The sequence below is a fragment of the Mycobacterium sp. genome (assembly GCF_052144515.1).
Taxonomy (GTDB): domain Bacteria; phylum Actinomycetota; class Actinomycetes; order Mycobacteriales; family Mycobacteriaceae; genus Mycobacterium.
Genome location: NZ_JBKQQD010000092.1, coordinates 25,200 through 49,287 on the forward strand (window position 1 = coordinate 25,200; position 24,088 = coordinate 49,287).

Consider the following 24,088-nt stretch of genomic DNA (forward strand, 5'->3'; position numbering starts at 1 on the left):
TCTGCCACAAGACGAGACGGTCCGTCTCGTAATGCGAAAGGATATCGCGCTGCCGTGACACTGGGATTGACCCCGGAGCAGCGAGAGCTCAGCGACGCCGTCACGCAGTTCGCCACGCGGCATGCCCCAATCGCTGCCACCCGCGACAGCTTCGACACGCTGGCCGCAGGACAGCTCCCGGCCTGGTGGGACGCCCTGGTCGGCAACGGCTTTCACGCGGTGCACCTGCCGGAGCATCTCGGCGGCCAGGGGGGTCGACTGATCGACGCCGCATGTGTTCTGGAATCGGCGGCCAAGGCGCTGCTACCGGGCCCACTGCTGCCGACCGTGACGGCGGGAGCCGTTGCGCTGCTGGCAGATACCGCGCCGGCCGCTGAATCACTGGTGCGCGCGCTGGCATCGGGTACTCCCGCAGCTGTAGTCCTGCCCGGTGACGGCGACTTCAAGGCGCGCGCCGACGGGCAGCGGTGGCTCATCACCGGCGCGTCGGAGATCGTCGCGGGCGCATGCTCGGCGGGCGTGATCCTGCTTGCTGCCCGCACCGGCGACGACGAGGTGGTGTGGGTGCCGGTAGACGCCAGCCAGCCCGCGGCGGCAGTCGAATCGGCGAACGGCACTGACCTTGTCAGCGATGTGGGGATCCTGCGACTCGATGACTATTGCATCGACGGGTCCGACGTGCTCACCGGCATCGACCCCGAACGCGCGGAAAGCGTCGTGGTGGGACTCGTGGCCAGCACCACAGCCGGCATCGCGCAGTGGTGTGTCGAGGCGGTGACCGCGCACCTGCGCACCCGAGAGCAATTCGGCAAAATCATCGGCACCTTCCAGGCGTTGCAACACAGCGCCGCCATGCTGCTGGTCAACAGCGAGTTGGCCACCGCGGCGGCCTGGGATGCGATGCGCGCCGCGGACGAAGCGCTCGACCAGCACCGGATCGCCGCGGCCGGGGCGGCGACGATCGCGATCTCGCCGATCCCGGATCTGGTGCTCGACGCCCTGACGATGCTCGGCGCCATTGGTTTCACCTGGGAACATGACGTGCACCTCTACTGGCGGCGGGCCATCAGCCTGGCGGGATCGATCGGTCCGGCGAATCGCTGGGCACGGCTGCTGGGACAACTGGCCTGCGCCACGCAGCGCGACATGTCGGTCAATCTGGGTGACGCCGAGTCGGACTTCCGGTCCTGGGTCGCCGAAACGCTGGATGCGGCCCTGCAGTTGTGCAACGACAAACCCGCACCACATGGCGATTATGAGCACCTCGCGACCGGGCCGCAGCGCACGTTGATCGCCGACGCCGGTCTCATGGCGCCGCACTGGCCGGCGCCGTGGGGGGTCGATGCGGACCCCCTCAAACAGCTCATCATCGACGAGGAGTTCGCCAAGCGACCCGGGCTGGTCCGGCCGTCGCTCAACATCGCCGAGTGGATCCTGCCCTCGGTGCTGGCCGCCGCACCAAAAGACTTGCAGGAGAGTCTGATTCCGGCGACCCAACGTGGCGACATCACCTGGTGCCAGCTGTTCAGTGAGCCGGGAGCGGGCTCGGACCTAGCGTCGCTGGCGACCCGGGCAACCAAGGTCGACGGCGGCTGGCGGATCAACGGCCACAAGATCTGGACGTCGTTGGCGCAGTACGCCGACCTGGGTGCCCTGTTGGCGCGCACCGACCCCGCAGCCAGCAAGCACCGCGGCATCGGCTATTTCATCCTCGATATGCGATCCCCGGGGGTAGAGATCCAGCCGATCAAGACGGCGACCGGGGAGGCGCATTTCAACGAGGTCTTCCTCAACGATGTCTTCATACCCGACGACATGTTGCTGGGCGGTCCCACCGACGGTTGGAGCCTCGCGATCGCCACGATGGCCGAAGAGCGTTCGGCCATCAGTGGATACGTCAAGTTCGACCGGGCTGTGGCACTACGCAGGCTCGCGGCCGAACCAGGTCCCGAACGTGCCGACGCCGAGCTTGCCTTGGGCGAACTCGACGCCTACGCCAACGCGATCCGAGCGCTCGGGGTCCGGGAAACCATCCGGCTGCTCGATGGGCAGCCGTCCGGCCCGGCGTCGAGCATCGCCAAGGTGGCGATGAACGTGTTGCTGCGTCGCACGTTCGAGGCTACCTTGCGCCTGACCGGAAAGACGGCGATGGTCACCGATTCCGAACCCGCGGTCGTCCAGCCCTACCTGCATCTGCCGGCCGAGTTGATCGGCGGTGGAACGCGAGAGATCCAGCTGAACATCATCGCGCAGATGATTCTCGGTCTACCCCGAAAATAAGGACACAGCATGGGATTACGCGGAGAAGCCGCCATCGTCGGATATGTCGAGCTGCCGCCTGAGCGAATGAACAAGGCGTCGCCCGCCCCGTTCGCCCTTGAGCAATGGGCCGAGCTGAGCGCCGCCGCGCTGCAGGACGCGGGACTGCCGGGCGAGGTCGTCAACGGCATCGTGGCTTCGCATTTGGCCGAGTCGGAGATATTCGTTCCCTCGACGATCGCCGAATACCTGGGCGTGGGGGCGAGATTCGCCGAGCATGTGGATCTTGGCGGCGCCAGCGCCGCGGCGATGGTGTGGCGGGCGGCCGCGGCCGTCGAACTCGGCATTTGCGACGCAGTCTTGTGCACTCTGCCCGCCCGATATATCACTCCCATGTCCAAGAAGAAGCCCAAAACATATGGCGACGCCTTGTACTTCGGATCATCGAGCAACCAATACGGTTCCCCGCAAGCAGAATTCGAGATTCCCTATGGAAACCTCGGTCAGAACGGCCCCTACGGCCAAGTCGCCCAGCGCTACGCCGCGGTCTACGGCTACGACGAACGCGCCATGGCCAAGATCGTCGTCGACCAGCGGGTCAACGCCAATCACACCGAGGGCGCGATCTGGAAGGACAAGCCGCTCACGGTCGACGACGTCCTGGCCAGCCCCGTGATCGCCGACCCGCTGCACATGCTGGAGATCGTCATGCCGTGTGTCGGCGGCGCCGCCGTCGTCGTGGCAAATGCCGACCTTGCCCGTCGGGGGCGCAACCGGCCGGTGTGGATCAAAGGCTTCGGTGAACACGTTCCCTTCAAGACTCCGACGTACGCCGCGGACCTGCTGCGCACGCCCATCGTCGAGGCCGCCGACACCGCGTTCGGCATGACCGATCTGACCCGCGAGCAGATGGACATGGTCTCGATCTACGACTGCTACACCATCACCGTGCTGTTGTCGCTCGAGGACGCCGGGTTCTGCGAAAAGGGCAAGGGCATGGAATTCGTCGCCAGCCACGACCTCACCTTCCGCGGCGACTTCCCGCTCAACACCGCCGGCGGCCAACTCGGCTTCGGGCAAGCGGGATTGGCGGGCGGAATGCACCACGTGTGCGACGCCACCCGCCAGATCATGGGCCGAGCCGGTGACGCCCAGGTCGCCGACTGCAACCGCGCGTTCGTCTCCGGGAACGGCGGGATCCTGTCCGAGCAGACGGCGCTCATCCTGCAGGGAGACTGACAAGACATGACGACATTCGAACGACCGATGCCTGTCAAAACGCCCACGACGGCGCCGTTCTGGGACGCGTTGGCGCAGCATCGCATCGTCATCCAGTACTCGCCGTCGTCGCAGGCTTACGTGTTCTATCCGCGGGTGCGCGCTCCGCGCACGCTGGCCAACGACCTGGAATGGCGCGAGATCTCCGGCATGGGAACGCTGTACTCCTACACCGTGGCGCGCCGACCGGTCAGCCCGCACTTCGCCGACGCGGTTCCGCAGCTGCTGGCCATCGTCGAATGGGACGAAGGCCCCCGGTTTTCCACCGAGATCGTCAACGTTGCCCCCGACGACCTGCGCGTCGGTATGCGGGTGCGGCCGGTGTTCGTCGACTATCCCGATCACGAGGTCACCCTGCTGCGCTACGAGCCGGCCGAAGCGTGACGTAATTTGTCGTAATGAGCCGGATCTTTGGGCAGATCGCGCAGATCGGCTACGTCGTGACCGACATCGAGGCGTCGATGCAGCAGTGGATTCGGCACGGGGTGGGGCCGTGGTTCTACATCGAACGGGTGCAGACGGATTACTTCCGACACCGCGGCGTCGACTCCCCGGTTCAGCTGAGCATCGCGTTGGCCAACTCGGGCGATGTCCAGCTCGAGCTCATCCAGCAGCGCAACGACGCGCCGTCGATGTACCGCGAGTTCCTCGATTCCGGCCGTTCGGGTGCGCAGCACATCGCCTACTGGACCACCGACTTCCCGGGCCTCTACCAGCGCGCGCTGGCCGCCGGCTACACCGTGGGTCACGAAGGCCAGATCGGTGGTGAGCAAGGCAAATTCGCCTATCTCGACACCGAGCACGATCAGGGGACGGTCGTCGAGATCTCCGATATCAGCGGCGCCAAGGGCCAGCTGTTCGCGTATATCCGCGAGCAAGCGGCCGCCTGGCACGGCACCGATCCGATCCGCCGCATCGGCTGACAATAGAAAGGCGTCGAGATGACTGACCCGGATCGGCGTGCGCGCCGGGAAGCCCGAGTGATCGAGCACATGCAGAGCGAGAACGTGCAGGAGTGGGACCGCACCATGGCGACGTTCAGCCACGCCCGCTACGAACTGCCCGACGGGACCATCATCGACGGCACCGACAACGTGATGAAGTACTGGATCGACGGCCGCACGCTGGTGCCCGATCAGCGCAACGAGTTGATCGAACTCACCCACCTCGACGACGGCCAGGTGCTGATCGAATTCTGGCTGCGGGGCACGCCCACCGGCAACGAGCCCTTCGAGGTCCGGCTATGGGCGGTCTTCGGCTTCGACGATGACGACCTGATAACCGGAGAGCGCGTGTACGCCAACAAGCCTTAGCCACAGCCCAATTGGCGTGCAGCTGCCACGCATGGCCGCAGCCGATCCATCGGGCCGACACCGGACTCGGCCAGGCTCCGCATCGGAATCTCCAGGCCGACCATCACATCGCCCGGCACCGCGGCGAGGATTTCGGCGAGCGGAAGCTCCCCGTCGCCCGGAGCCATCCGCTCGTACATCGCCTCCTCCAGGTAGGACTGCAGGCGTGGCTTCAGCGTGGTGTCGCTGAGCTGGACGTAGCCGACCTTCTCCGGACCGAGTTCGCGAAGCTCGGCGGCGCCGAAGCCCGCACGCACCCAGTGCATGGTGTCCAGCGCCAGCCGGAGATCGGGCCTGCCGACGTGTTTGATGGCAGCAAGCAACGTGTCCGGGTCACCGATCGTCATCCCGGGCGCCACTTCGATGGTGGTTCCCATGCCGCGCTCGGCGGCCATCTCCGTCAGCGCCGCCAGTTGGTCGAATGTGCGGTTGGTCCCGGTCGAAGCTCAGGGTGTTGATCTGCGCGGCCCCGAGTTCGGCCATGACGTCCAAATCGGCGGCCCAGCCGGCCACGTCGGTGTCCGGGGCGATGACCATGCCCTCGCCCAGGGAGATACCAACGCTGCGCTCGTCCATCGCGGCCAGCAGTTGCCGCCTGAGCGCAATGTCATCCTTGAGTGAGAATGCCGGATAGCCAAGGGATTTCAGTGGCCGCCCGACTAGTGCGGAGGAGATGTAGCGGCAGCCCAGGTCGGCGGCCAGGTGCACGAAGTCGACCGGGGGCAGCCCGAAGACGCTGATGAACTCGATGCCGAGACCACGCATGAACAGTTGTTAACCGCCCACCATGATCAAGCCGCCGTCCACCGCAAGCAGTTGCCCGGTAATGAAACCCGAGCCGGCTCCGGCCAGAAAAACCAGAATCGGCCCGACATCTCGAGCGGGATCTCCCAGCTTCCCGCCGAGCGGGATCATCATTTTCATCTGCTCGTCGATCAGGGCACCGGCCTCCGGACCGAGGAAATCCCGGAATCGGTCGGAGCCGGGTGTCTGCACTGCCGGAGCCAGGGCATTGACGGTGACGTTGTCGGCGGCCCAGGCCTTGGCGGCCGATCGGGTCCACGCCTGAACCGCGCCCTTGGTCGCGGCGTAGACGGCCGAGATCGGGCTGCCCATAACGGCTTCGGAGGATCCGAAGTTGATGATCCTGCCGCCTTTGGGGTCTTGGTCTTTCATCACTGCGTAGGCAGCCTGATTGGTAAGAATGGTCGCCTTCACGTTGGTGTCGAACAGGAAGGAGATGTCGTCGGCGCCGATGTAACCCGGTATGCCGGCCTGCCACAGGCCCGCCGCGTTCACCAAGACATCGAGTCCACCGAGGTGCTCGGCGGCCTGCTGCACCATCGTCGACACTGCGTCGGCGTCGCGGGCATCGCATTGCAGCCAGGTGGCCAACAGGTCATCCGGCGGCGGTGTCTGATGATAGGTGGCGACGATGTCGGCGCCCGCGTCCGTCAGAACCCGGACGGCAGCCGCACCGATACCGGTAGCGGCGCCGGTGACCAGGATCCGTCGACCTTGCAAAGGTGTCGTTTCTGACATGGCCGAAACGCTATCAAGCCGTCCACCGGTCATTGGGCTCCGAATCCAAGAGGACTTCGATCCGCAGCGGGCGAGAGGAGCGATATGCGTCGCCAGGCAGGGCAGGGCCATTGTGTGAAGTTTCACTTATGCGGGAAGGCGATCGCGTCGCGTGGCGCGGTCGTGTTTGCCTTAGCGGTTGGGTTCGGTGATGTCGCGGGCGTTGTGTCATCAAGCGGCGCCTCGACAGCCACCATCACCGCGTCGACCGCAGTATCCAGCGAGACGCCCGCGCCCCCACCTAATCCCAGCGGCCCTACTGGGGGTGGGGGAGCCTTGCCGGTAGTTCCCGCCGCTGGCGCGTGCATTATCGGCCTCAACTGCGGGTGCATTCGTAACATCACCTGTCCTGGTGCTGTCCACCACCGTCCCGCTCCCTCCAATGACCACCCACAGGTTCCCGCCGCCGGCCCCCTACCCGGCCCCGGCGGTGGTGGCTGACTCGGCGGCTGAGCTCCACCGCGCCTTCGACTTGACTGCCAGATCACCGGCGTCGTTTCGAGCGTGCCCCTGGTCGGGTATGCCTCCAATCGTGGGAGTGATGAATAAGCGCGTGGTAATCACCGGGGCCAGCGGCAATGTGGGTACAGCATTGTTGCGCAAGTTAGCTGTCGAAACCGACTACGAAGTACATGGAGTCGTGCGACGCATGCCGCCGCCCACCGACGCGTATGCGTGCGCGCGCTGGCACCAGCTCGACATTGCCGAACCTCAGGCGGTCACGCATCTGCAGAAATTGTTCCGGCGGGCCCATTGCGTCGTTCATTTGGCGTGGGCATTCGAACCCATCCGCGATCGACAGTACCGCAAGGCGGTGGGGATCGACGGCAGTTACAACGTGCTGATTGGCGCGCACGCCGCCGATGTCCGCCACCTGGTCTATGTGTCGTCGGCGGCCACCTACGCTCCGGCGCCGGGTCGACGAGTCGACGAGTCGTGGCTGACCACAGGAATTCCCACGTGCACCTATAGCCGCTTGAAATCGGCGGTCGAGAAGCTACTCGACGACTACTGTCGCGCGGGTGGCGGCATGGCGATCACGCGGCTGCGGCCCGGATTCATCATCCAGCGCCAGGCAGCGGCAAGCATCCGCCGCCACATGTTTCCCGGTTACCTGCCGCCACGGTGGCTGCGTCTGCTGCCGCTCCTGATGGTTCCCGCCAGCGGCTCGTTGCAGGTGCCGGTACTGCACGCTGATGACGTCGCCGACGCCTGTCTGCGAGCGATCCAGCGCCGCGCGGTGGGGGCATTCAACCTCAGCGCCGAACCACCACTACAGCCACAGCACGTCGTAAGAGCCTTAGGTCCGATGCCAATCCCGGTGCCTACCTGGCTGGCTCGATCGCTCATCGACGCCGCGTGGCGCGCACGGTTACAGCCAATCGAGCCGGGCTGGGTTGACCTGATCGCGTCGATGCCGCTGCTCAATACCGAGCGGGCACAAGCGATTCTGAGTTGGCATCCTCAGCACACGTCGCAGCATGCGCTAACCGAGCTCACCGAAGGGCTGCGGCGAAACGAAGGAACCGCAAGCCCGGCCCTTCACAGCCGATCACTGCTCGACGGTCTCCGCCGGGAGCTATCGAGGGGACTCATCACCAGCTGACGATCCTGATGCGGATTACGCATCCGCCTTTGTCAGCGGCTTAGGCGCGCACCGCAATCGTCGACAGCAGATCGGCGAGCCGGTCCGGTCGGTCCACCATCGAGAACGTCCTCGCTCCCTCGATGACCTCGAGGCGGGCATTGGGGATAGTCGCGGCCAGTCGTTCGCCGTCGCTGAGCTCGAAGAACGTGTCGTCGGCAGACCAGGCGATGAGCGCGGGCTTGTCGAACTCGGTCAGCCGGGCTGCGACGCCCGTGGTGACCTCGGTGCGCAACGACAGCGTGAACTGGCGCAGGTCCTCGGCGACGGCGGGATCGGATAACGCCGGACGCACCCAGATCTCGGTGAGATCGTCAATGTTGCGGTGCGCCAGGCCGTCGAACGCGCGCTTGCGTGCGACCGGTGCGCGCATCGCCTGGACGGCGGTCCGGAACAGCGTCTTAGACCTGGCCGCGAGGATCACCGGCTTGAGAATCGGCGGCGGAAAGTGTTCGAACGCATCGCAACTCGTGAGCACCAGGGCGCCGAGCCGCTCGGGATGGTGTACCGCGACGAGTTGGGTGACGACCCCGCCGGTGTCGTTGCCGACCAGCACCACGTCCTCGAGGTCGAGGGCGGCGAGGACATCGGCGACGATTCCGGCGACGCCGGTGATGGTTCGGTCGGCGCCGGGGCGCAGCGGCTGCGGGTGTGCGCCGAGTGGCCAGGTCGGGGCGATGCAGCGCAGGCCCAGGCCACCGAGTCCTGCGCCGACCTGCCGCCACAACTCGGCGCCCATCATGTACCCGTGCACGAAGACGACCGGCCTGCCGGTTTCGGGTCCGGTTGCTTCGTAATGGATGGTTCCGGCATTAATGTCGATCGTCGGCATTAGATAACTCCCCACTCAGAGATGCATTTACAAACAGGCTGTCTGTTCGTAAGTTACCAACAGGTTGTATGGAAATCAAGAGACGCACCCAGGAACAGCGCTCCGCGGCAACCCGCGACGCGCTGATCTCGGCCGCCCGCAAGCTGTGGGGCATGCGGGGTTATGCGGAGGTGGGGACACCGGAGATCGCCACGGAAGCGGGCGTAACGCGGGGGGCGATGTATCACCAATTCGCCGACAAGGCAGCGCTATTCAGCGAGGTCGTCGAGACGGTGGAACAGGATGTGATGGCCCGGATGGGCACAATGGTCGCCTCGTCGGGAGCCAAGACACCCGCGGACGCGATTCGGGCCGCCATCGACGCATGGCTGGAGGTCTCCGCAGACCCGGAGGTGCGGCAGCTGATCCTGCTGGATGGGCCCAGTGTGCTCGGCTGGCCGGCCTTCCGTGACGTCGCCCAGCGGTACAGCCTGGGCATGACCGAGCAATTGCTCACCGAGGCAATACGGGCGGGCCAGCTGGCGCGCCAGCCGACGCGACCGCTGGCTCATGTGCTGATCGGCGCGCTGGACGAGGCGGCGATGGTGATCGCCACCGCCGACGACCCCAAACAGATGCGCCGCGAGACCAGGCAGGTGCTGCACCGGCTCATCGACGGGATGCTGCATAACCCGGCGCGCTGATACGGACCCGAAAGGCAACTCAAGTGATAACTCGTGATGTCGAGGCGAGCGCCGTGGCCGACTTGGCGCTATCGCACCCGCGCGCCGCGCTGGCCGCCACCGTAGAAGACGAGATCCTCCTGCTTCCGGTATCGGTGACTCTTGAGGGGCCGGTCGATCCCGCGTCGTCGCCGCGCATCGTGCAGGTATCGGCAGGTAACCCCGATCTGACCGGTCGCAATGTCGTAGTGATCGTCGATGACGGCCCGCAGTGGTTTCGATTGCGCTCGTTGACTGTCAGGGGGGTCGCCGAAGCCGTGGGTGATTGCACGTATCGTGTTGTGCCCGAACGAATCGTGGCCTGGGACTACGGTTCACTCCGAGAGGCGCCGATATCACCGGAAACCTCAACTTCACGAATGGCGTCGTTTCCGGTTGCCACCGACACGGACGAGGTTCAGCCGTTCCACTCTCCGAATCTGGAAGCGGCGCTTCGCAGCTCGCGAGTCGTGATCCTTGCCAGCCGTTCGCGCAAGGGAACGCCATTCGCGGTACCCCTGTGGTTCGTTTGTCACCACGGCCGCATCTATACGACGACCTCTGCTTCGTCGTGGACGGTGCACAATGTGGCTGCTTCGCCGCAGGTGGCCCTACTGGTCGGCGGTGAGGGTCGGGATACCGCTGGCCGGCTCCTGGTGCGTGGATACGCCCGAGCGGTCCGTGGCATACCACCGCTCAGGGTGCTGGCTCGGATAGCGTGGCGTTACTACCTGCACCCACAGTTCGCCGCGGTGGAGCTGAGTCACATACGGCAATGGGCGCTGCGAGTGCGCTACTACAGCCAGTCACAGGCGGCATTCGTCGTGATCACTCCCCAGGAGGCCACGGAGTCTGGGATGCCATAGGTGCAGCGCTGACGAGACCGCCATCGCCGTACCCCTCCCCGGTCCGATCGGACGATTCCTATCTCAGGGTCGCGGCGCGGGCTGGGCGCAATCGTGGAAACAAGAGACCGGTTCGGGCTTTGTAGGCGGCAAAGCCCGGAAGGCGTGCCATCGACTTATCTTTCTTGATCATGTTCCGGATGAAGAATCCGACAATCCACGCTGCGTTCACCACAAACGGGATCGGGTTCCATGAGATGACCGCGAAACCAAGGTAGGTCAGGATCTCACCGAGATAGTTCGGATTCCGCGTACGAGCGAACAGCCCATTTTCGATCAGCCCCGGACGGATCGTCAGGGTGAAGTACTTCTGGGCGTCCGAAACATAGTGCAGGAAGATCCCGAATATGTAGACGCTGACCCCCATGCAGACAGCGAAGCCGGGGACATTGGGTTTGAGCCACGCCAACAGAATCGGCGCGGCGTAGTAGCCGGCTAGCGGCAGGAAAACGAACACGATCCCAATCCAGATGGCCACTTGCTCGGCGAACCGCCGATCGGGATATGTACGGCCCTTGATCAGCCACAAGATTGAATAGGTTCCGTGCATGGCCAGATACAGCCACATCACCGTGCCGTAGTTGGCAAATGTAATCATCGCCGCCACCGTCACCGGGATGACGAGGGCTTTATGCAGGTTGATAAACAAGCCGGTGGGTTTCATGACTCCTCAATTCGCGCAACCGATCACGTCTTCGCGGCCTCGATCGATCGGGTGGGTCATTACTGGATAGTAATACTATCCAGTGAGCCGGGACAAGTGCTGCAGCTGCAGGAGGAACGACATTGCGGGTATCTGAATTGGCCGAGCACACGCACGTGTCGGTGGCCACCGTCAAGTACTACATCCGCGAAGGCATGCTCGCGGCCGGCGATCAAACAGGTCCGCGCCGTGCGACATACAACGACTCGCATGTGCAGCGGATACGCTTGATCAAGGCATTGACCGGCCCGGCGGGGCTATCGCTATCCCAAGCCAAAACGATCTTGCGGATCATCGACGAGCCCAAATCCAGCCTCACCGATCGCCTGGCGGCCGCTACCAAGCTGCTGGCCGATGCGGCCGGCGCCGCTATGGAAGCCGACGACAAGTCCTGTCCACGTGCGGAGCGTGTCGTCGGTTGGCTTGGCGAGCCGTACCGGGCCGAACCGCCCGCGGCCGCTCTCCTCGAAAATGCGCTCAGTGCCGTCGAAGGAGCGGGCTTTCAGCTTCACCCAGACCAGTTCGCTGTCTACGGCGAACATATGCTCGCCATCGCCGCCAGCGAGATCTCCAACATCCCGACCGATCCTGCTGAAGCAGTCCAGTACGCGGTTCTCGGCACGGTACTTTTCGAACCAGTTCTTACCGCGATCCGTCGGCTAGCTCAGCAGAGCCTGGTGAAACGCGGCTTGGAGACCTGACCCCACGGATGCGGTCAGGTGCCTGCTGTCGCTGCGGGAAAGGACCAGTGGCCCTAGGCCCGGCGCTGAACTGGAAGCGAGAATTGCCCCATGTCAGCAGTTAGTGCGGAACTCATGCTGATCGAATCGGCGGTTCCGATGTTTGACGCAATGATCGCCGAACACATGGTGGTGGCGGCGGATCCGTGCACGACCTTTCAGACTGCCAGGGGGCTGGATTTTCTCACCGTGCGCACGCCGCTGCTGACGGCATCGATGTGGGTTCGGGATTTGCCGGCGCGATTGTTTCGTAAGGCCACCCAACCGCCTCCGCGCCTGGTGCTAGCCGACAAGATGGGGCTGCCGGGCTGGTTAATGCTAGGCGAGCAACCCAACCGCGAGATCGCCTTCGGCGCTGTGGGAAAGTTTTGGCGGCCGCTTATCGAATGGCGTGATGTGCCGCCCGCGGACTTCGCCGGCTTCGCCGCACCCGGGTGGGGCAAGATTGCAGCTAACTTCTCGATGGTGCCCTACGGCGAAAACCACACCCTGCTCAGCTACCAATGCCGAACTGCCACAACCGATCCGGATTCACGTCGGCGCTTTCTGCGGTACTGGTGGCTGGTGCGGCCGTTCGTTGCGCACATCATGCGGGCGACGCTGAACACGATCAAGGCCGATGCGGAAGCGGCTGCGACAGATAGGAGTCGATGATGCGTGTTTTGGTGTGCTTCGGTTCCAAGCGGGGAGGCACCGCCGGGCTGGCCGTGATGATCGGCGACGCGTTGACCGAGGCGGGGCATCACGCCGTCGTGCGCTCGGCCAAGGACGGAGGGGAGCTGGGCGGCATGGATGCGGTGATCGTCGCCGGCGCGTTGTATGCCAACAGGTGGCACCGCGACGCACGGCGGTTTGTGCGCCGCAATACTGCGGAATTGCGCGGGTTGTCGGTCTGGTTGGTCAGCAGCGGTCCACTTGACGGCTCGGCGGAAGAGCTTGACATCCCACCCACGGCACAGGTTGCGAAACTGGCTGGCCGTGTGGGCGCCCGTGGTCATGTCACCTTCGGTGGTCGGCTGGAACCGGATGCAAAGGGCTTTCCCGCCAGCGCGATGGCGAAGAAGAGGTCTGGTGATTGGCGCAATCCGGCGCATGTGCGGCGCTGGGTCGCCACCGTCGTCAGCGAGCTTGAGCGGCCGACGATAACCCACCAAATTTAGGATGGGCTAGGACGCTAATTGCGGACCGCATCCCCGAATTGAAAAGGCGCCGACGGGTGTCACAGCGGGTGAGCAGAACGACGCCGGTTATGCGCATACGGAGGAAATCGGCTTCCCAAATAGGCAGAATTAACTCACCGCTGCGTTCGCGGCGGACGGTTAACGAGACAGCCGGTCAGGTGCGATTGTGCATGGCGGGCAATCCTGAAACACGAGGCTAACGCCTACGCCATGCGGCAGCGTGACTCTTGTGATGTGATCGGCGGTTATGAGTATCAAGGTCGCGCTGGAGCACCGCACCAGCTACACCTTTGACCGGCTGGTGCAGGTGTATCCGCACGTCGTGCGGCTGCGCCCGGCACCGCACTCGCGCACCCCCATCGAGGCCTACTCGCTGCGGATCGACCCCGCCGACCACTTCATCAACTGGCAGCAGGACGCGCTGGGAAACTTCCTGGCCCGGCTCGTCTTTCCGAATCCGATGCGAAAGCTGAGCATCACCGTCGGGCTCATCGCCGACCTCAAGGTGATCAACCCGTTCGACTTCTTCATCGAGGATTGGGCCGAGATTTGGCCCGGATCGTCGCGGTTCAGCTACCCCAAGGAGCTGGCCGATGACCTCAAGCCCTACCTGCGACCCGTTGACGAGGAGGGCGAGGGTTCCGGCCCCGGCGAGCTGGCGCGGGCGTGGGTGGGCAACTTCTCGGTGCCCGATGGCACCCGCACCATCGATTTCCTGGTCGCGCTCAACCACGCGATCAACGCCGACGTCCGTTACACCCTGCGCATGGAACACGGCGTGCAGACGCCGGATTTCACGCTGCGCACCGGCATCGGTTCGTGCCGCGACTCGGCATGGCTGCTGGTCTCGATCCTGCGCCAGCTGGGACTGGCAGCCCGGTTCGTCTCTGGCTACCTGGTGCAACTCGCCTCCGACGTCGAGGCGCTCGACGGGCCATCGGGGCCTGCCGCGGACTTCACCGACTTGCACGCGTGGACCGAGGTGTACGTCCCGGGTGCGGGCTGGATCGGGCTCGACCCGACGTCGGGGCTGTTTGCCGGCGAAGGCCACATTCCGTTGGCGGCCACGCCGCACCCCGCGTCCGCCGCACCGATCAGCGGCACGACCGAGCCCTGCAACACCGTGTTGGACTTCTCCAACACCGTCACCCGCGTCCACGAGGACCCGCGCGTCACGCTGCCCTACAGCGAGACGGCGTGGCTGGCGATCTGTGCGGTCGGCGAGGACGTCGACCGGCGGCTGGCCGCCGGGGATGTCCGGCTCACCGTCGGCGGCGAGCCGACATTCGTGTCGGTGGACAACCAGGTCGACAAGGAGTGGACGACGGCCGCCGACGGCCCGGACAAGCGCCGGCTGGCAACCGACCTGGCCGCCCGGCTCAAGGCGTGCTGGGCACCGGAAGGACTGATCCATCGCGGGCAGGGTAGATGGTATCCCGGAGAGCCGCTGCCGCGCTGGCAGATTGCGTTGTACTGGCGCACCGACGGCCTGCCGCTGTGGACCGACGACGCGCTGCTGGCCGATCCTTGGAATGCAGCGCCGGTCGCCAACCCCCTTGACGCCGAAGCGGCCCACAAGGTGCTCGCCGAGATCGCCGACGGCCTCGGACTGCCAATGTCCCAGGTGCGGCCGGCCTATGAGGATGCGCTGAGCCGGCTGGCGGCCAAAGTGCGAATGCCCGCCGGGGACCCGGTGGACTCGAGCGACGACCTCGCCGACGACAGTGCCGCCGCCCGCGCCGCGATGCTGAGCCGCCTCGACGAGTCCGTCACCTCCCCGGTGGCGTTCGTGCTGCCGTTGCACCGCCGAGACGACGACCGGGGTTGGGCAAGTGCCAATTGGCGGTTGCGCCGCGGCCGCATTGTGCTGGTCGAGGGGGATTCGCCGGCGGGTCTGCGGCTGCCGCTGGATTCGATCAGCTGGCGGCCGCCGCGCATGTCGTTTGACCTCGACCCGATGACGGTCGGGCGGGCGCTGTCGGCGGAGCCGGGCGTGCTGCAAGCGGGGATCGAGGACCCCGAAACCGCACCCACGACCGCCTTGGTCGCCGAAGTTCGCGACGGGTTGCTCTACATTTTCTTGCCGCCCACCGAGGCGCTCGAACATTTCGTCGACCTGACGGCCCGAATCGAGGCCGCGGCCACCAAGGTCGACTGCCCGGTAGTCATCGAGGGCTACGGCCCCCCGCCGGATCCGCGGCTGACGTCGATGACGATCACCCCCGACCCCGGTGTGATCGAGGTCAATATCGCGCCGACCGCCAGCTTCGCGGCACAACGTCAGCAGCTGGAAACCCTCTACGAGCAGGCGAGGCTGGCCCGACTATCCACCGAGACGTTCGACAACGACGGCACGCACGGCGGCACCGGCGGCGGTAACCACATCACGCTGGGCGGGGTGACCCCGGCCGACTCCCCGCTGCTGCGGCGCCCGGATCTGCTGGTCTCGCTGTTGACCTACTGGCAGCGGCACCCCTCGCTGTCCTACGTGTTCGCGGGCCGGTTCGTCGGCACCACCTCGCAGGCGCCGCGGGTCGACGAGGGCCGCGACGAGGCGCTCTACGAACTTGAGATCGCATTCGCCGAGATCGCCCGTCTGTCGGCGGGTGATGCACCCAAACCATGGGTGACCGACCGGGCGCTGCGGCACCTGCTTGTCGACATCACCGGCAACACCCATCGCGCCGAGTTCTGTATCGACAAGCTCTACAGCCCCGACAGCGCGCGCGGCAGGCTCGGCCTGCTGGAGCTGCGCGGCTTCGAGATGCCGCCGCATCTGCACATGGCGATGGTGCAGTCGCTGCTGGTGCGCTCGTTGGTGGCGTGGTTTTGGGACGAACCGCTGCGCGCCCCACTGATCCGCCATGGTGCCAACTTGCACGGCCGATACTTGTTGCCGCACTTCTTGATTCATGACATCGCCGCCGTGGCGGCCGATCTGCGCGAGCACGGCATCGCCTTCGAGACCAGCTGGCTGGACCCCTTCACAGAATTCCGCTTCCCGCGCATCGGCACCGCCGTCTTCGACGGCGTGGAGATAGAGCTACGTGGCGCCATCGAACCGTGGAACACCCTGGGCGAGGAGGCGACCGCCACCGGCACCGCCCGCTACGTCGACTCGTCCGTCGAGCGCATCCAAGTCCGCATCATCGGCGCCGACCGCCATCGCTACATCGTGACCTGCAACGACTACCCGGTACCACTGCTGGCGACCGACAACTCCGACATCCAAGTGGGGGGTGTGCGGTTCAGGGCCTGGCAACCACCCAGCGCGCTGCATCCGAGCATCACGGTTGACGCTCCGCTTCGGTTCGAGCTCATCGATGTCGCCGCTGAAACGTCGCGTGGCGGCTGCACCTACCACGTCGCCCACCCCGGCGGGCGCGCCTACGACGACCCGCCCGTCAACGCCGTCGAGGCCGAGGCGCGGCGCAGCCGCCGCTTCGAGGCCGCCGGCTTCACCCCAGGCAAGGCCGACATGTCCGGCATACGGGAAAAACAGGCCAGGATATCCACCGACATCGGCGCGCCGGGCATCCTCGATCTCCGGCGCGTGCGTACCGTGCTGCGGTAATGGCATCCGCAGAAGCGGTGCTGGGCACCAGCGACTCGTCGGCGGGCTCTCGTGACCGCTCCGACGCCGACCACCTGCTGGCCGGGTACCGTACCGCTCGCGCCCAGCAAGCCTTGTTCGATCTGCGGGACGGCCCGCGAATCGGTTACGACGAATTCATCGACGAAGCCGGCAACGTGCGCCCCGCGTGGACCGAGCTGGCGGCCGCGGTCGGGCAGCGGGGAAGGGCGGGGCTGGACCGGCTCCGCTCGGTGGTGCACAGCCTGATCGACAACGACGGCATCACCTACACCGAGGTCGATACCGACCGCGGAGCGGCCGCCGGCGGCCAGGGCGCGGAACCGGGTCCCTGGCGCCTGGACCCGTTGCCGCTGCTGGTCTCGGTGGCCGATTGGGAGGTGCTGGAGGCCGGGCTTGTACAGCGTTCGCGCCTGCTTGATGCCGTCCTCGCGGACCTGTACGGGCCCCGCCGGGCGCTCACCTCCGGCGTGCTGTCGCCGGAGTTGCTTTTCGCCCACCCCGGTTATCTGCGTGTCGCCAACGGAATCGAGGTCCCCGGGCGCCACCAGCTTTTCATGCATGGCTGTGATGTCAGCCGACTGCCGGGCGGCGGCTTTCAGATCAATGCCGACTGGACGCAAGCGCCGTCGGGGGCCGGCTATGCGCTGGCCGACCGGCGCGTCGTCGCGCACGCGATTCCCGATCTTTACGAGAGGATCGGGCCGCGACCGACGACACCGTTCGCCCAGGCGCTGAGGCTGGCGCTGATCGACGCGGCACCCGATGGCGCACAGGACCCCGCGGTCGTGGTGCTCAGCCCGGGCATTTTCTCCGAAACCGCGTTCGATCAAGCCTATCTCGCGACCCTGCTGGGTTTCCCGCTGGTGGAGAGCGCGGATCTGGTGGTGCGCGACGGCACGGTGTGGATGCGTTCGCTGGGCACGCTGAAGCGCGTCGACGTCGTGCTTCGCCGCGTGGACGCGGACTACGCCGACCCACTGGATCTACGCGCCGATTCGAGGCTCGGTGTGGTCGGTTTGGTCGAGGCCCAACGCCGCGGAACGGTGACCGTCGTCAATACGCTCGGCAGCGGCATCCTGGAAAGCGCTGGGCTGCTGCGGTTTTTACCCGAGTTGGCCGAGCGTTTGCTCGGCGAGACCCCACTGCTACGCACCGCACCCGTGTACTGGGCCGGCATCGACAGCGAACGCTCACACCTGCTGGCCAACCTCGCGTCGCTGTTGATCAGGTCCACAGTCGGCGGGGAAACCCTTATTGGACCGACACTTTCGTCGGCACAACTGACGGAGCTCGCCGCGCGAATCACGGCCATGCCGTGGCAGTGGGTCGGCCAGGAGCTACCGCAGTTCTCGTCTGCGCCCACCGATCATGCCGGCGTGTTGTCCTCGGCCGGTACCGGCATGCGGTTGTTCACGGTTGCCCAACGCAGCGGGTATGCCCCGATGATCGGCGGACTAGGGTACGTCTTGGCATCCGGTGCAGCCGCAAACACGCTGAATACCGTTGCAGCAAAAGATGTCTGGGTGCTTCCGGCAGAGCGTGCGCGAACCGAGACGGTGAGTTTGCCGTCGGTTACGCCGCCGGTGAAGACCGGCGCGGGCACGCTGGGGGTCAGCTCGCCGCGTGTGCTGTCCGACCTGTTCTGGATGGGACGCTACGGCGAACGCGCCGAGTACATGGCCCGGTTGCTGATCGTCGCCCGCGAGCGCTACCACGAATTCAGGCACCGGCAGAACACGGAAGAAAGTGAGTGCGTGCCGGTGCTCATGGCGGCGCTCGGTCGGATCTCCGGCACCGACACCGGGGTCGGTGGCGATCACACGGAAATGATCGCCGTCGCGCCTTCGACGCTGTGGTCGCTGACCGTCGACCGCGGCTGGCCTGGATCCCTGGTGCAGTCGGTGGATGGGCTGGCTCTGGCCGCCAGGGCGGTGCGCGACCAATTGTCGCGTGACACCTGGATGGTGTTGGCCGGCGTCGAGCGCGCCATGGTGCACAACTCCGAACCGCCGGACTCGCTTGTCGAGGCCGACGCCCTGCTGGCCTCGGTTCAGGCGCAGACGTTGGCCGGAATGCTGACATTGTCGGGAGTGGCCGCGGAGTCGATGGTGCGCGACGTCGGCTGGACGATGATGGACATCGGCAAACGCATCGAACGCGGCCTGTGGCTGACCGCGTTGCTGCGGGACACCCTCACCACGGTCCGCAGCGCCGCCGCCGAGCGAACCATCATCGAGTCAACATTGGCGGCGTCCGAATCGTCGGTCATCTACCGCCGCCGCACGGTCGGCAACATCAGTGTTGCCGCCGTGGCCGAATTGATGCTGTTCGACGCGACTAACCCGCGGTCATTGGTGTATCAGCTGGAACGGCTTCGCGCCGACCTCGGCGAGCTGCCGGGCGCGTCGGGGTCGTCGCGGCCGGAGCGGGCGATTGCCGAGATCAGCACCCGGCTGCGCCGGTCACATCCCGACGAGCTGGAGGAGGTCGTAGACGGGCGGCGTGAGGAACTGGCCGATCTGCTGGCCGCGGTACATGCTGGGTTGCGCGACCTGGCCGAGGTCATCACCGCCACACAACTGTCGTTGCCCGGCGACATGCAGCCGCTGTGGGGGCCCGACGAGCGGCGGGTGATGCCGTGACGGGAACGGGCACTTGGCATTCACCGTACTAACGGTGGTTCTGAGCAAAGAATTGCCAAATGGTGTCGGTGGCGTTGAGCGCCGTCGACGGCGCGGGAATTCCCGCCAGCTGTTGCAGCACCGGTCTGGATACGCCGCCGGGCCATTGATGACCCGCTCCCGCCACCGAGATCAATTCCACCGTGCGACCGTTCGCACACCCGGCGATCTGGGTCGTCACGTCGCCCGCGGTGGTTGAGTTGGGTGACCCGCACCCGTCGATGGATCGCCAGGTGGCGTTGACCGACTCGACCGATGGACCGTCGACGCGCGGATTACCGTTGGCCGCGAACGCTTTTCCGGGGCCACCGTTGTAGGGGACCCTGTCGTCGGCGGTGCCGTGGATTTGTAACACCGATGTCGGCCGCGCGTTCGAGCAGTCCGTCAGCAGTGTGCCGGCTACCGGCGCGATCGCGGCGAAGCCGTCGGTTTGGCAGCCTAGCCGAAGCGCCATCATCGCACCATTGGACATGCCGGTGACATAGACCCGGGCCGGATCGATCGGGATCTGTTGCTCGATCTCGGAGACCATGGTGGTGATGAACCCGACGTCGTCGAGGTTGGTGCGCTGCGGTTCGCCACAGCATGACCCGGCGTTCCAGGCACGACCCATCCCGTCGGGGTAGGCGACCAGGAAATGTCCGCCGTCAGCCTCGGCGTCCCAGTTGTAGTCACGCTCAGCCTGATCGCCGGTGCCAAAGCCGCCGTGCAGCATCACCACCAGTGGAGCCGGTCCGGTCAGACCCTGCGGTCGGTAGAGGTGAAAGGTCCTGCTGACCCCGCCAGCATCGACGGTCTGGGTGGAATCTCCGACGGGGATGCCCCGGGCGTCGGGCGTTCCAAATGCATGACCGCCGCCAAAGCACCCGCCGACAAGGACCGCCAATACTCCGGCGAGAAACACTCCGCACACCCGAACCCAGCTAAACCGCATGACCCCATCGTGGCAGCCGGCTGGCTATTTGACAAGTAACTTGTCAAAAGTCCGGCGAGTGGCACACTCATGACCATGCGACGCGTTGCGGATGCCGAGTGGGAGCCCACCGTTCCGGCCCTGGTGCAATTGGTGGCGGCGTCGGGAGCGCCACACCTGAGAGCGGCGTTCGCGGCGGCCGGACTCGACGGGATCCGCCCGGCGCAATCGGCTGTGCTAGTGCCACTGGCGGCCGGCGGGCTGCACGCGTCGGATCTGGCCGATCGCTTCCGGGTGAGCCGACAGGCGGTCGCCCAGGCGATTGCGGCACTGGAACGCCACAGCTACGTGAATCGGGTTCCCGACCCGGTGGATGCGCGCGCCCGACTCATCGAGCTGACTCCCCGCGGCCACGAGGCGTTGCGCGTAATGCGTTCCCACGCACTCGATTTGGAAAAACGGTGGCAACAGACCCTCGGGCAGCGACGGTTGGCGGAACTGCGCAAGATATTGCAGATGTTGCTCGATGCGGAATCCGGCCGATTATCGTGATGACATGGAAGAAAGGTTTGCGCTCATCAACCGCCGCTTGGCCCTGCTCGAAGATCAAGTCCGCCGGTTGTCGGAAGCGGCCGCCGTCCCATGCCCGACGTTCGCCAGCGACGTGGGTACTACCGCACCAGGGCAACGCGAAGGCGGTGTGCCAGCCGAAGTTGTCTCCCTGGCCCGGGCGGGCAATGCCATCGCCGCGATCAAGCTGCTGCGCGAGCTGACTGGCGCCGACCTACGCGAGGCGAAAGCCATTGTCGACTCGCTGCGGTGAGATCTGGCTCAGACGCCAATCTTCCTCCATCACACTATGATCAGGGGAAAGCGCCGTTTATCCGTTGTTTGAACGCGTCATCGAATTGGCGGTAGGTGCTCCGCAATGTGTGTCCCGGCCAGTGCTTTGGGGTTAGCTCGTCGGGCAGCATCGGGTCGAGCTGAAGATGCCGGACCACGGCGATCGACAATGCGAATTCGTACCGGATGCTTTCGGTCGAGTCTTCGCGCCTGTTCGGCTTCAGTTCGACGTCCATCGCATTGGTAAGCACCACGGCATCGGCCATCCACTCGTCAAGGGAAAAAAGCGACCGCATCTTGTCGGCGGTAATGTTCGTGGCGGCGTTATGGAAGTGGGTGCACTGCTGATCCAGGATCGCCCGGAACGGCGGAAGCCGTTGTGGGTCAAGGTTATCCGGACGGATCCAGACGCCCTCGCGAAGCTCGCCCAGGTGAAGTGCCATCGCTGCTTTCCTGAGCTCGAGGCGATCGGCGGCCGGCCGACGCTCCAGCGAGACGATCGCCAGTTCCCACGTGCCGTCCCATTGGTGGGCGCCCGCGTCGTCAATCCGCGACGCCTCGTCGACTCGCTCGCGGCGTTCCAGTAGGTGCCCGGCCAGTGTGTAGCTGCCGTCGTCGGTGGTGAGTTCGCCATTGGAGACCATTCGCCACAGACAGGTGCGGGCCGCGCCGTCGCTGATCCCGAACAGGGAGGCCATCGCGACCAGCGTGCCCACCGGAAGACGGGCCCGGTCGGCTCCCAGCAAAGCCGACGCGAGCACCGAGCGCGCGCTGAGCGGCCGGTTGCCGATCAGTTCGCTTACGCGGGACGGGGATGCTGCGGGCACCCAGTTATCTTCGCTGATCGCCGATCGCCACGCATATCGATATCACTAAATCATTGACGCGTGATTATTAAGATGTGATACTGCTCGCATGGTTTCCCCGACGAAGACGTTGGTGGCCGATGATGCCGAGATCGTTCGGCGCATCCTTGCGCACATCGATGCCGGAACTACAGATGAGGGCGAGGCTTGGCGCGAGCCCGTCGAAAACTATCTGAGCCCAAGCAGGTTCGCCGAGGAACTCAGGTTGCTGCGCACGATGCCGAGTGTGTTCGTTCCCTCCGCGACGATCCCGAACCCGGGCGACCACATCGAACGGACCGCCTTCGGGGTGCCCTTATTCGCTGTGCGCGGACGCGACCGGCGGGCGCGGGTGTTTCGCAACGCGTGTCGTCATCGCGGTTTCGCCCTCGTCGAGGGGGCCGGGTGCTCTCATGCGTTCGTGTGCCGCTACCACGGCTGGACGTATCGTCTGGACGGCTCGCTCGCGCATGTGCCCCACGATGATGCCTTCCCTGATCTGGATCCCTCCATGCGCGGTCTGGTCGAGGTCGCGAGCCGCGAAGTGGACGGGCTCATCGTCATCGGTCCAGTCGACCCCGTCGACGCAGGCATGCAGGCCGGTGCTGACGAGGCGGAATCATATTGGGAATGGCTGGCCGACGGGACTCCGTGGCGCGACAAGCTACTCCCGGCGCAGCGGCTGGTATTTGTGGAATCCACTCTGCGAGCGATGAACTGGAAGGTGCTCGCCGAGCAGTTCCTGGAGGGCTACCACATACGCTCGACGCACAAAGATACCTTCTTCCCGGTGCAGTACGACGACCTCAATGTGGTCGAGACATTCGGCCCGAACAGTCGTATCACGTTCCCGTACCGCAATATTGAACGGCTTCGCGATCGTCCGGAGAGCACGTGGACAACCGATGCGCGGCTGACCTATCTGTATCAGCTCTTTCCCAACGTCATGTTGGCGACGTTCCCGGACGTGGTTTCCGTGGTTGTGATCGACCCGGTCGACGTCGATCACAGCACGGTTGTTGTCTATTCGATGGTCAGGCCGGAAGTCGCCGAACGAGACTCACTCAACCCACCAAACCCGGCGGGCGCGGGTAGCTTCATTGCGCGCGGTCTCGTGGAAGACAACGAGATGTCGGAGGGGGTACAGCGCGGATTACACTCCGGCGCAAACGAGTTCGTGGAGTTCGGGCGGCACGAGAGCGCGGCTGGCCATTTCCACGCCACCCTCGATGGGCGCCTGGCCCGATCGATCATCGCCTGATCTCAGGAGTCGAATGGGGCCATCCGCACGGCCAGGGGCAAGCCGCAGCGAACGAGCAGCTTGAAGCGTCCCGCGGGCACAGCCGCCGCCTCGGCCCGCATCATGTCAGCGAGTTCTCGTTTGAAATCGCCCCGCGGGTAACGGTGTAAGACCTCCTGCACGTTGCCGGGAGCGACGTCCCACACGCGCAGTCCGGCGCCATCGACCATCGCTCCCCATTGCAGGTAGCAGCCGATCGCGCCGTCGGTCTCGACCGTAACTCCCGGTGTTGTGTGCACGCAGATAGCGTCGGCGAGTAGCTCCGCACGTTTCTCAGCGATTTGGGCAGCGCTCGCGCAGGAAAGCATCCGATCGACGCTGCCGAGCGTGAAATCACGGTCGGCCGTTGGGCTGGCGATGCCATAGTCGTGCAGCAGGGCCCCGCAGTAGAAGAGCTCGTCGTCCATCGTGCTGCCGTCGACGGTCGCCAGCGCCCACCCGAACAACCAGGTGCGGTAGGAGTGACCCTCGAGGGCCGGCGGTAATTCCGCGCACGCCTCTTCGGCCTCGCGGGCGAACTTCGAATCGGGTACCTGGAACGTGTCGAGGTCGACGCGTGCCGCCGCGTCCGGAATCCGGCCCAGCGTGAGCTTGACCCTGCCCACGGCGTTTTCCCACTGGCCTATCGCAATTGCGGCCAACAGCCGGCGCCGCTCCGCGCGCGAGAGCCGACCGCCGGTACGCCTTGCCCAAGCCAGACCGCCCAGCCGCTGCGGATCGGGCGTGTTCACTGT

22 protein-coding genes and 1 pseudogene are annotated in these 24,088 nt (G+C 65.5%); 16 read left to right on the forward strand and 7 right to left on the reverse strand.

What is annotated here, in order from left to right; all coding sequences use genetic code 11:
- Positions 1-54 precede the first annotated feature (54 nt).
- The 5 genes from ACLP9N_RS04875 to ACLP9N_RS04895 are packed head-to-tail and all read left to right on the forward strand — an operon-like array spanning position 55 to position 4,850.
- Positions 55-2,280 carry an acyl-CoA dehydrogenase gene (locus tag ACLP9N_RS04875; RefSeq protein WP_442406330.1) on the forward strand — a complete coding sequence of 742 codons (2,226 nt, stop codon included), beginning with the start codon at positions 55-57 and terminating at the stop codon, positions 2,278-2,280.
- 9 nt (positions 2,281-2,289) lie between these two features.
- A complete protein-coding gene (locus ACLP9N_RS04880) occupies positions 2,290-3,498 on the forward strand; it encodes a thiolase family protein (protein ID WP_442406331.1) in 1,209 nt (402 codons plus the stop codon).
- 6 nt (positions 3,499-3,504) lie between these two features.
- Positions 3,505-3,921 carry a Zn-ribbon domain-containing OB-fold protein gene (locus tag ACLP9N_RS04885; protein ID WP_442406332.1) on the forward strand — a complete coding sequence of 139 codons (417 nt, stop codon included), beginning with the start codon at positions 3,505-3,507 and terminating at the stop codon, positions 3,919-3,921.
- Positions 3,922-3,935: 14 nt separating this feature from the next.
- Positions 3,936-4,460 carry a VOC family protein gene (locus tag ACLP9N_RS04890; protein WP_442406333.1) on the forward strand — a complete coding sequence of 175 codons (525 nt, stop codon included), beginning with the start codon at positions 3,936-3,938 and terminating at the stop codon, positions 4,458-4,460.
- 18 nt (positions 4,461-4,478) lie between these two features.
- Positions 4,479-4,850 carry a nuclear transport factor 2 family protein gene (locus ACLP9N_RS04895; protein ID WP_442406334.1) on the forward strand — a complete coding sequence of 124 codons (372 nt, stop codon included), beginning with the start codon at positions 4,479-4,481 and terminating at the stop codon, positions 4,848-4,850.
- On the opposite strand, the pseudogene ACLP9N_RS04900 reads toward ACLP9N_RS04895, so the two are convergent.
- Positions 4,847-5,654, reverse strand: a pseudogene (locus ACLP9N_RS04900) (sugar phosphate isomerase/epimerase family protein). The gene ACLP9N_RS04895 and the pseudogene ACLP9N_RS04900 sit on opposite strands and share 4 nt — an antisense overlap.
- Positions 5,655-5,663: 9 nt before the next feature.
- Positions 5,664-6,431 (reverse strand): SDR family NAD(P)-dependent oxidoreductase, encoded by a 768-nt coding sequence (locus ACLP9N_RS04905; RefSeq protein WP_442406335.1) that lies wholly within the window; start codon positions 6,429-6,431, stop codon positions 5,664-5,666.
- A gap of 580 nt (positions 6,432-7,011) precedes the next feature.
- Here ACLP9N_RS04905 and ACLP9N_RS04910 point away from each other — a divergent pair.
- A complete protein-coding gene (locus ACLP9N_RS04910; protein ID WP_442406336.1) occupies positions 7,012-8,076 on the forward strand; it encodes an NAD-dependent epimerase/dehydratase family protein in 1,065 nt (354 codons plus the stop codon).
- Between the two features lie 40 nt (positions 8,077-8,116).
- Here the strand turns inward: ACLP9N_RS04910 and ACLP9N_RS04915 are convergent, their stop codons facing one another.
- Positions 8,117-8,947: an alpha/beta fold hydrolase gene (locus tag ACLP9N_RS04915; protein WP_442406337.1), complete on the reverse strand. Its 831-nt coding sequence runs from the start codon at positions 8,945-8,947 to the stop codon at positions 8,117-8,119.
- A 68-nt stretch (positions 8,948-9,015) separates the two neighbouring features.
- On the opposite strand from ACLP9N_RS04915, the gene ACLP9N_RS04920 reads away from it, so the two are divergent.
- Together ACLP9N_RS04920 and ACLP9N_RS04925 are read left to right on the forward strand one after the other, a co-directional pair.
- Positions 9,016-9,630: a TetR/AcrR family transcriptional regulator gene (locus ACLP9N_RS04920; RefSeq protein ID WP_442406338.1), complete on the forward strand. Its 615-nt coding sequence runs from the start codon at positions 9,016-9,018 to the stop codon at positions 9,628-9,630.
- A gap of 23 nt (positions 9,631-9,653) precedes the next feature.
- Positions 9,654-10,514, forward strand: coding sequence for a pyridoxamine 5'-phosphate oxidase family protein (locus tag ACLP9N_RS04925; RefSeq protein ID WP_442406339.1), 861 nt, complete (start codon positions 9,654-9,656; stop codon positions 10,512-10,514).
- 58 nt (positions 10,515-10,572) lie between these two features.
- Here the strand turns inward: ACLP9N_RS04925 and ACLP9N_RS04930 are convergent, their stop codons facing one another.
- Positions 10,573-11,217 carry a methyltransferase family protein gene (locus ACLP9N_RS04930; protein WP_442406340.1) on the reverse strand — a complete coding sequence of 215 codons (645 nt, stop codon included), beginning with the start codon at positions 11,215-11,217 and terminating at the stop codon, positions 10,573-10,575.
- A 122-nt stretch (positions 11,218-11,339) separates the two neighbouring features.
- On the opposite strand from ACLP9N_RS04930, the gene ACLP9N_RS04935 reads away from it, so the two are divergent.
- From ACLP9N_RS04935 to ACLP9N_RS04955, 5 genes are all read left to right on the forward strand, one after another.
- Complete coding sequence (locus ACLP9N_RS04935; protein WP_442406341.1) at positions 11,340-11,957, forward strand: MerR family transcriptional regulator; 618 nt, start codon at positions 11,340-11,342, stop codon at positions 11,955-11,957.
- A 90-nt stretch (positions 11,958-12,047) separates the two neighbouring features.
- Positions 12,048-12,650: a hypothetical protein gene (locus tag ACLP9N_RS04940; protein WP_442406342.1), complete on the forward strand. Its 603-nt coding sequence runs from the start codon at positions 12,048-12,050 to the stop codon at positions 12,648-12,650.
- Positions 12,650-13,156: a flavodoxin domain-containing protein gene (locus ACLP9N_RS04945; protein WP_442406343.1), complete on the forward strand. Its 507-nt coding sequence runs from the start codon at positions 12,650-12,652 to the stop codon at positions 13,154-13,156. Before ACLP9N_RS04940 ends, ACLP9N_RS04945 begins: the two co-directional genes overlap by 1 nt.
- Positions 13,157-13,424: 268 nt before the next feature.
- Entirely contained in the window at positions 13,425-16,751 is a 3,327-nt protein-coding gene (locus ACLP9N_RS04950; RefSeq protein WP_442406344.1) for a transglutaminase family protein, read from the forward strand.
- Entirely contained in the window at positions 16,751-19,414 is a 2,664-nt protein-coding gene (locus ACLP9N_RS04955) for a circularly permuted type 2 ATP-grasp protein (RefSeq protein ID WP_442406345.1), read from the forward strand. Before ACLP9N_RS04950 ends, ACLP9N_RS04955 begins: the two co-directional genes overlap by 1 nt.
- 28 nt (positions 19,415-19,442) lie before the next feature.
- Here ACLP9N_RS04955 and ACLP9N_RS04960 read toward each other — a convergent pair whose 3' ends face one another.
- On the reverse strand, positions 19,443-20,387 hold the full coding sequence (locus ACLP9N_RS04960; RefSeq protein ID WP_442406346.1) for an alpha/beta hydrolase family esterase: 945 nt from the start codon (positions 20,385-20,387) through the stop codon (positions 19,443-19,445).
- A gap of 75 nt (positions 20,388-20,462) precedes the next feature.
- Between ACLP9N_RS04960 and ACLP9N_RS04965 the strand changes: the two genes are divergently transcribed.
- Both ACLP9N_RS04965 and ACLP9N_RS04970 read left to right on the forward strand, forming a co-directional pair.
- On the forward strand, positions 20,463-20,918 hold the full coding sequence (locus tag ACLP9N_RS04965) for a MarR family winged helix-turn-helix transcriptional regulator (protein WP_442406347.1): 456 nt from the start codon (positions 20,463-20,465) through the stop codon (positions 20,916-20,918).
- Positions 20,919-20,922: 4 nt separating this feature from the next.
- Positions 20,923-21,189 carry a hypothetical protein gene (locus ACLP9N_RS04970; protein WP_442406348.1) on the forward strand — a complete coding sequence of 89 codons (267 nt, stop codon included), beginning with the start codon at positions 20,923-20,925 and terminating at the stop codon, positions 21,187-21,189.
- A 40-nt stretch (positions 21,190-21,229) separates the two neighbouring features.
- Here the strand turns inward: ACLP9N_RS04970 and ACLP9N_RS04975 are convergent, their stop codons facing one another.
- Complete coding sequence (locus ACLP9N_RS04975; protein WP_442406349.1) at positions 21,230-22,036, reverse strand: PaaX family transcriptional regulator C-terminal domain-containing protein; 807 nt, start codon at positions 22,034-22,036, stop codon at positions 21,230-21,232.
- 88 nt (positions 22,037-22,124) lie between these two features.
- Here ACLP9N_RS04975 and ACLP9N_RS04980 point away from each other — a divergent pair, with 88 nt between their 5' ends.
- Positions 22,125-23,315: an aromatic ring-hydroxylating oxygenase subunit alpha gene (locus tag ACLP9N_RS04980; RefSeq protein WP_442406350.1), complete on the forward strand. Its 1,191-nt coding sequence runs from the start codon at positions 22,125-22,127 to the stop codon at positions 23,313-23,315.
- Between the two features lie 2 nt (positions 23,316-23,317).
- Here the strand turns inward: ACLP9N_RS04980 and ACLP9N_RS04985 are convergent, their stop codons facing one another.
- On the reverse strand, positions 23,318-24,085 hold the full coding sequence (locus ACLP9N_RS04985) for a hypothetical protein (protein WP_442406351.1): 768 nt from the start codon (positions 24,083-24,085) through the stop codon (positions 23,318-23,320).
- Positions 24,086-24,088 lie beyond the last annotated feature (3 nt).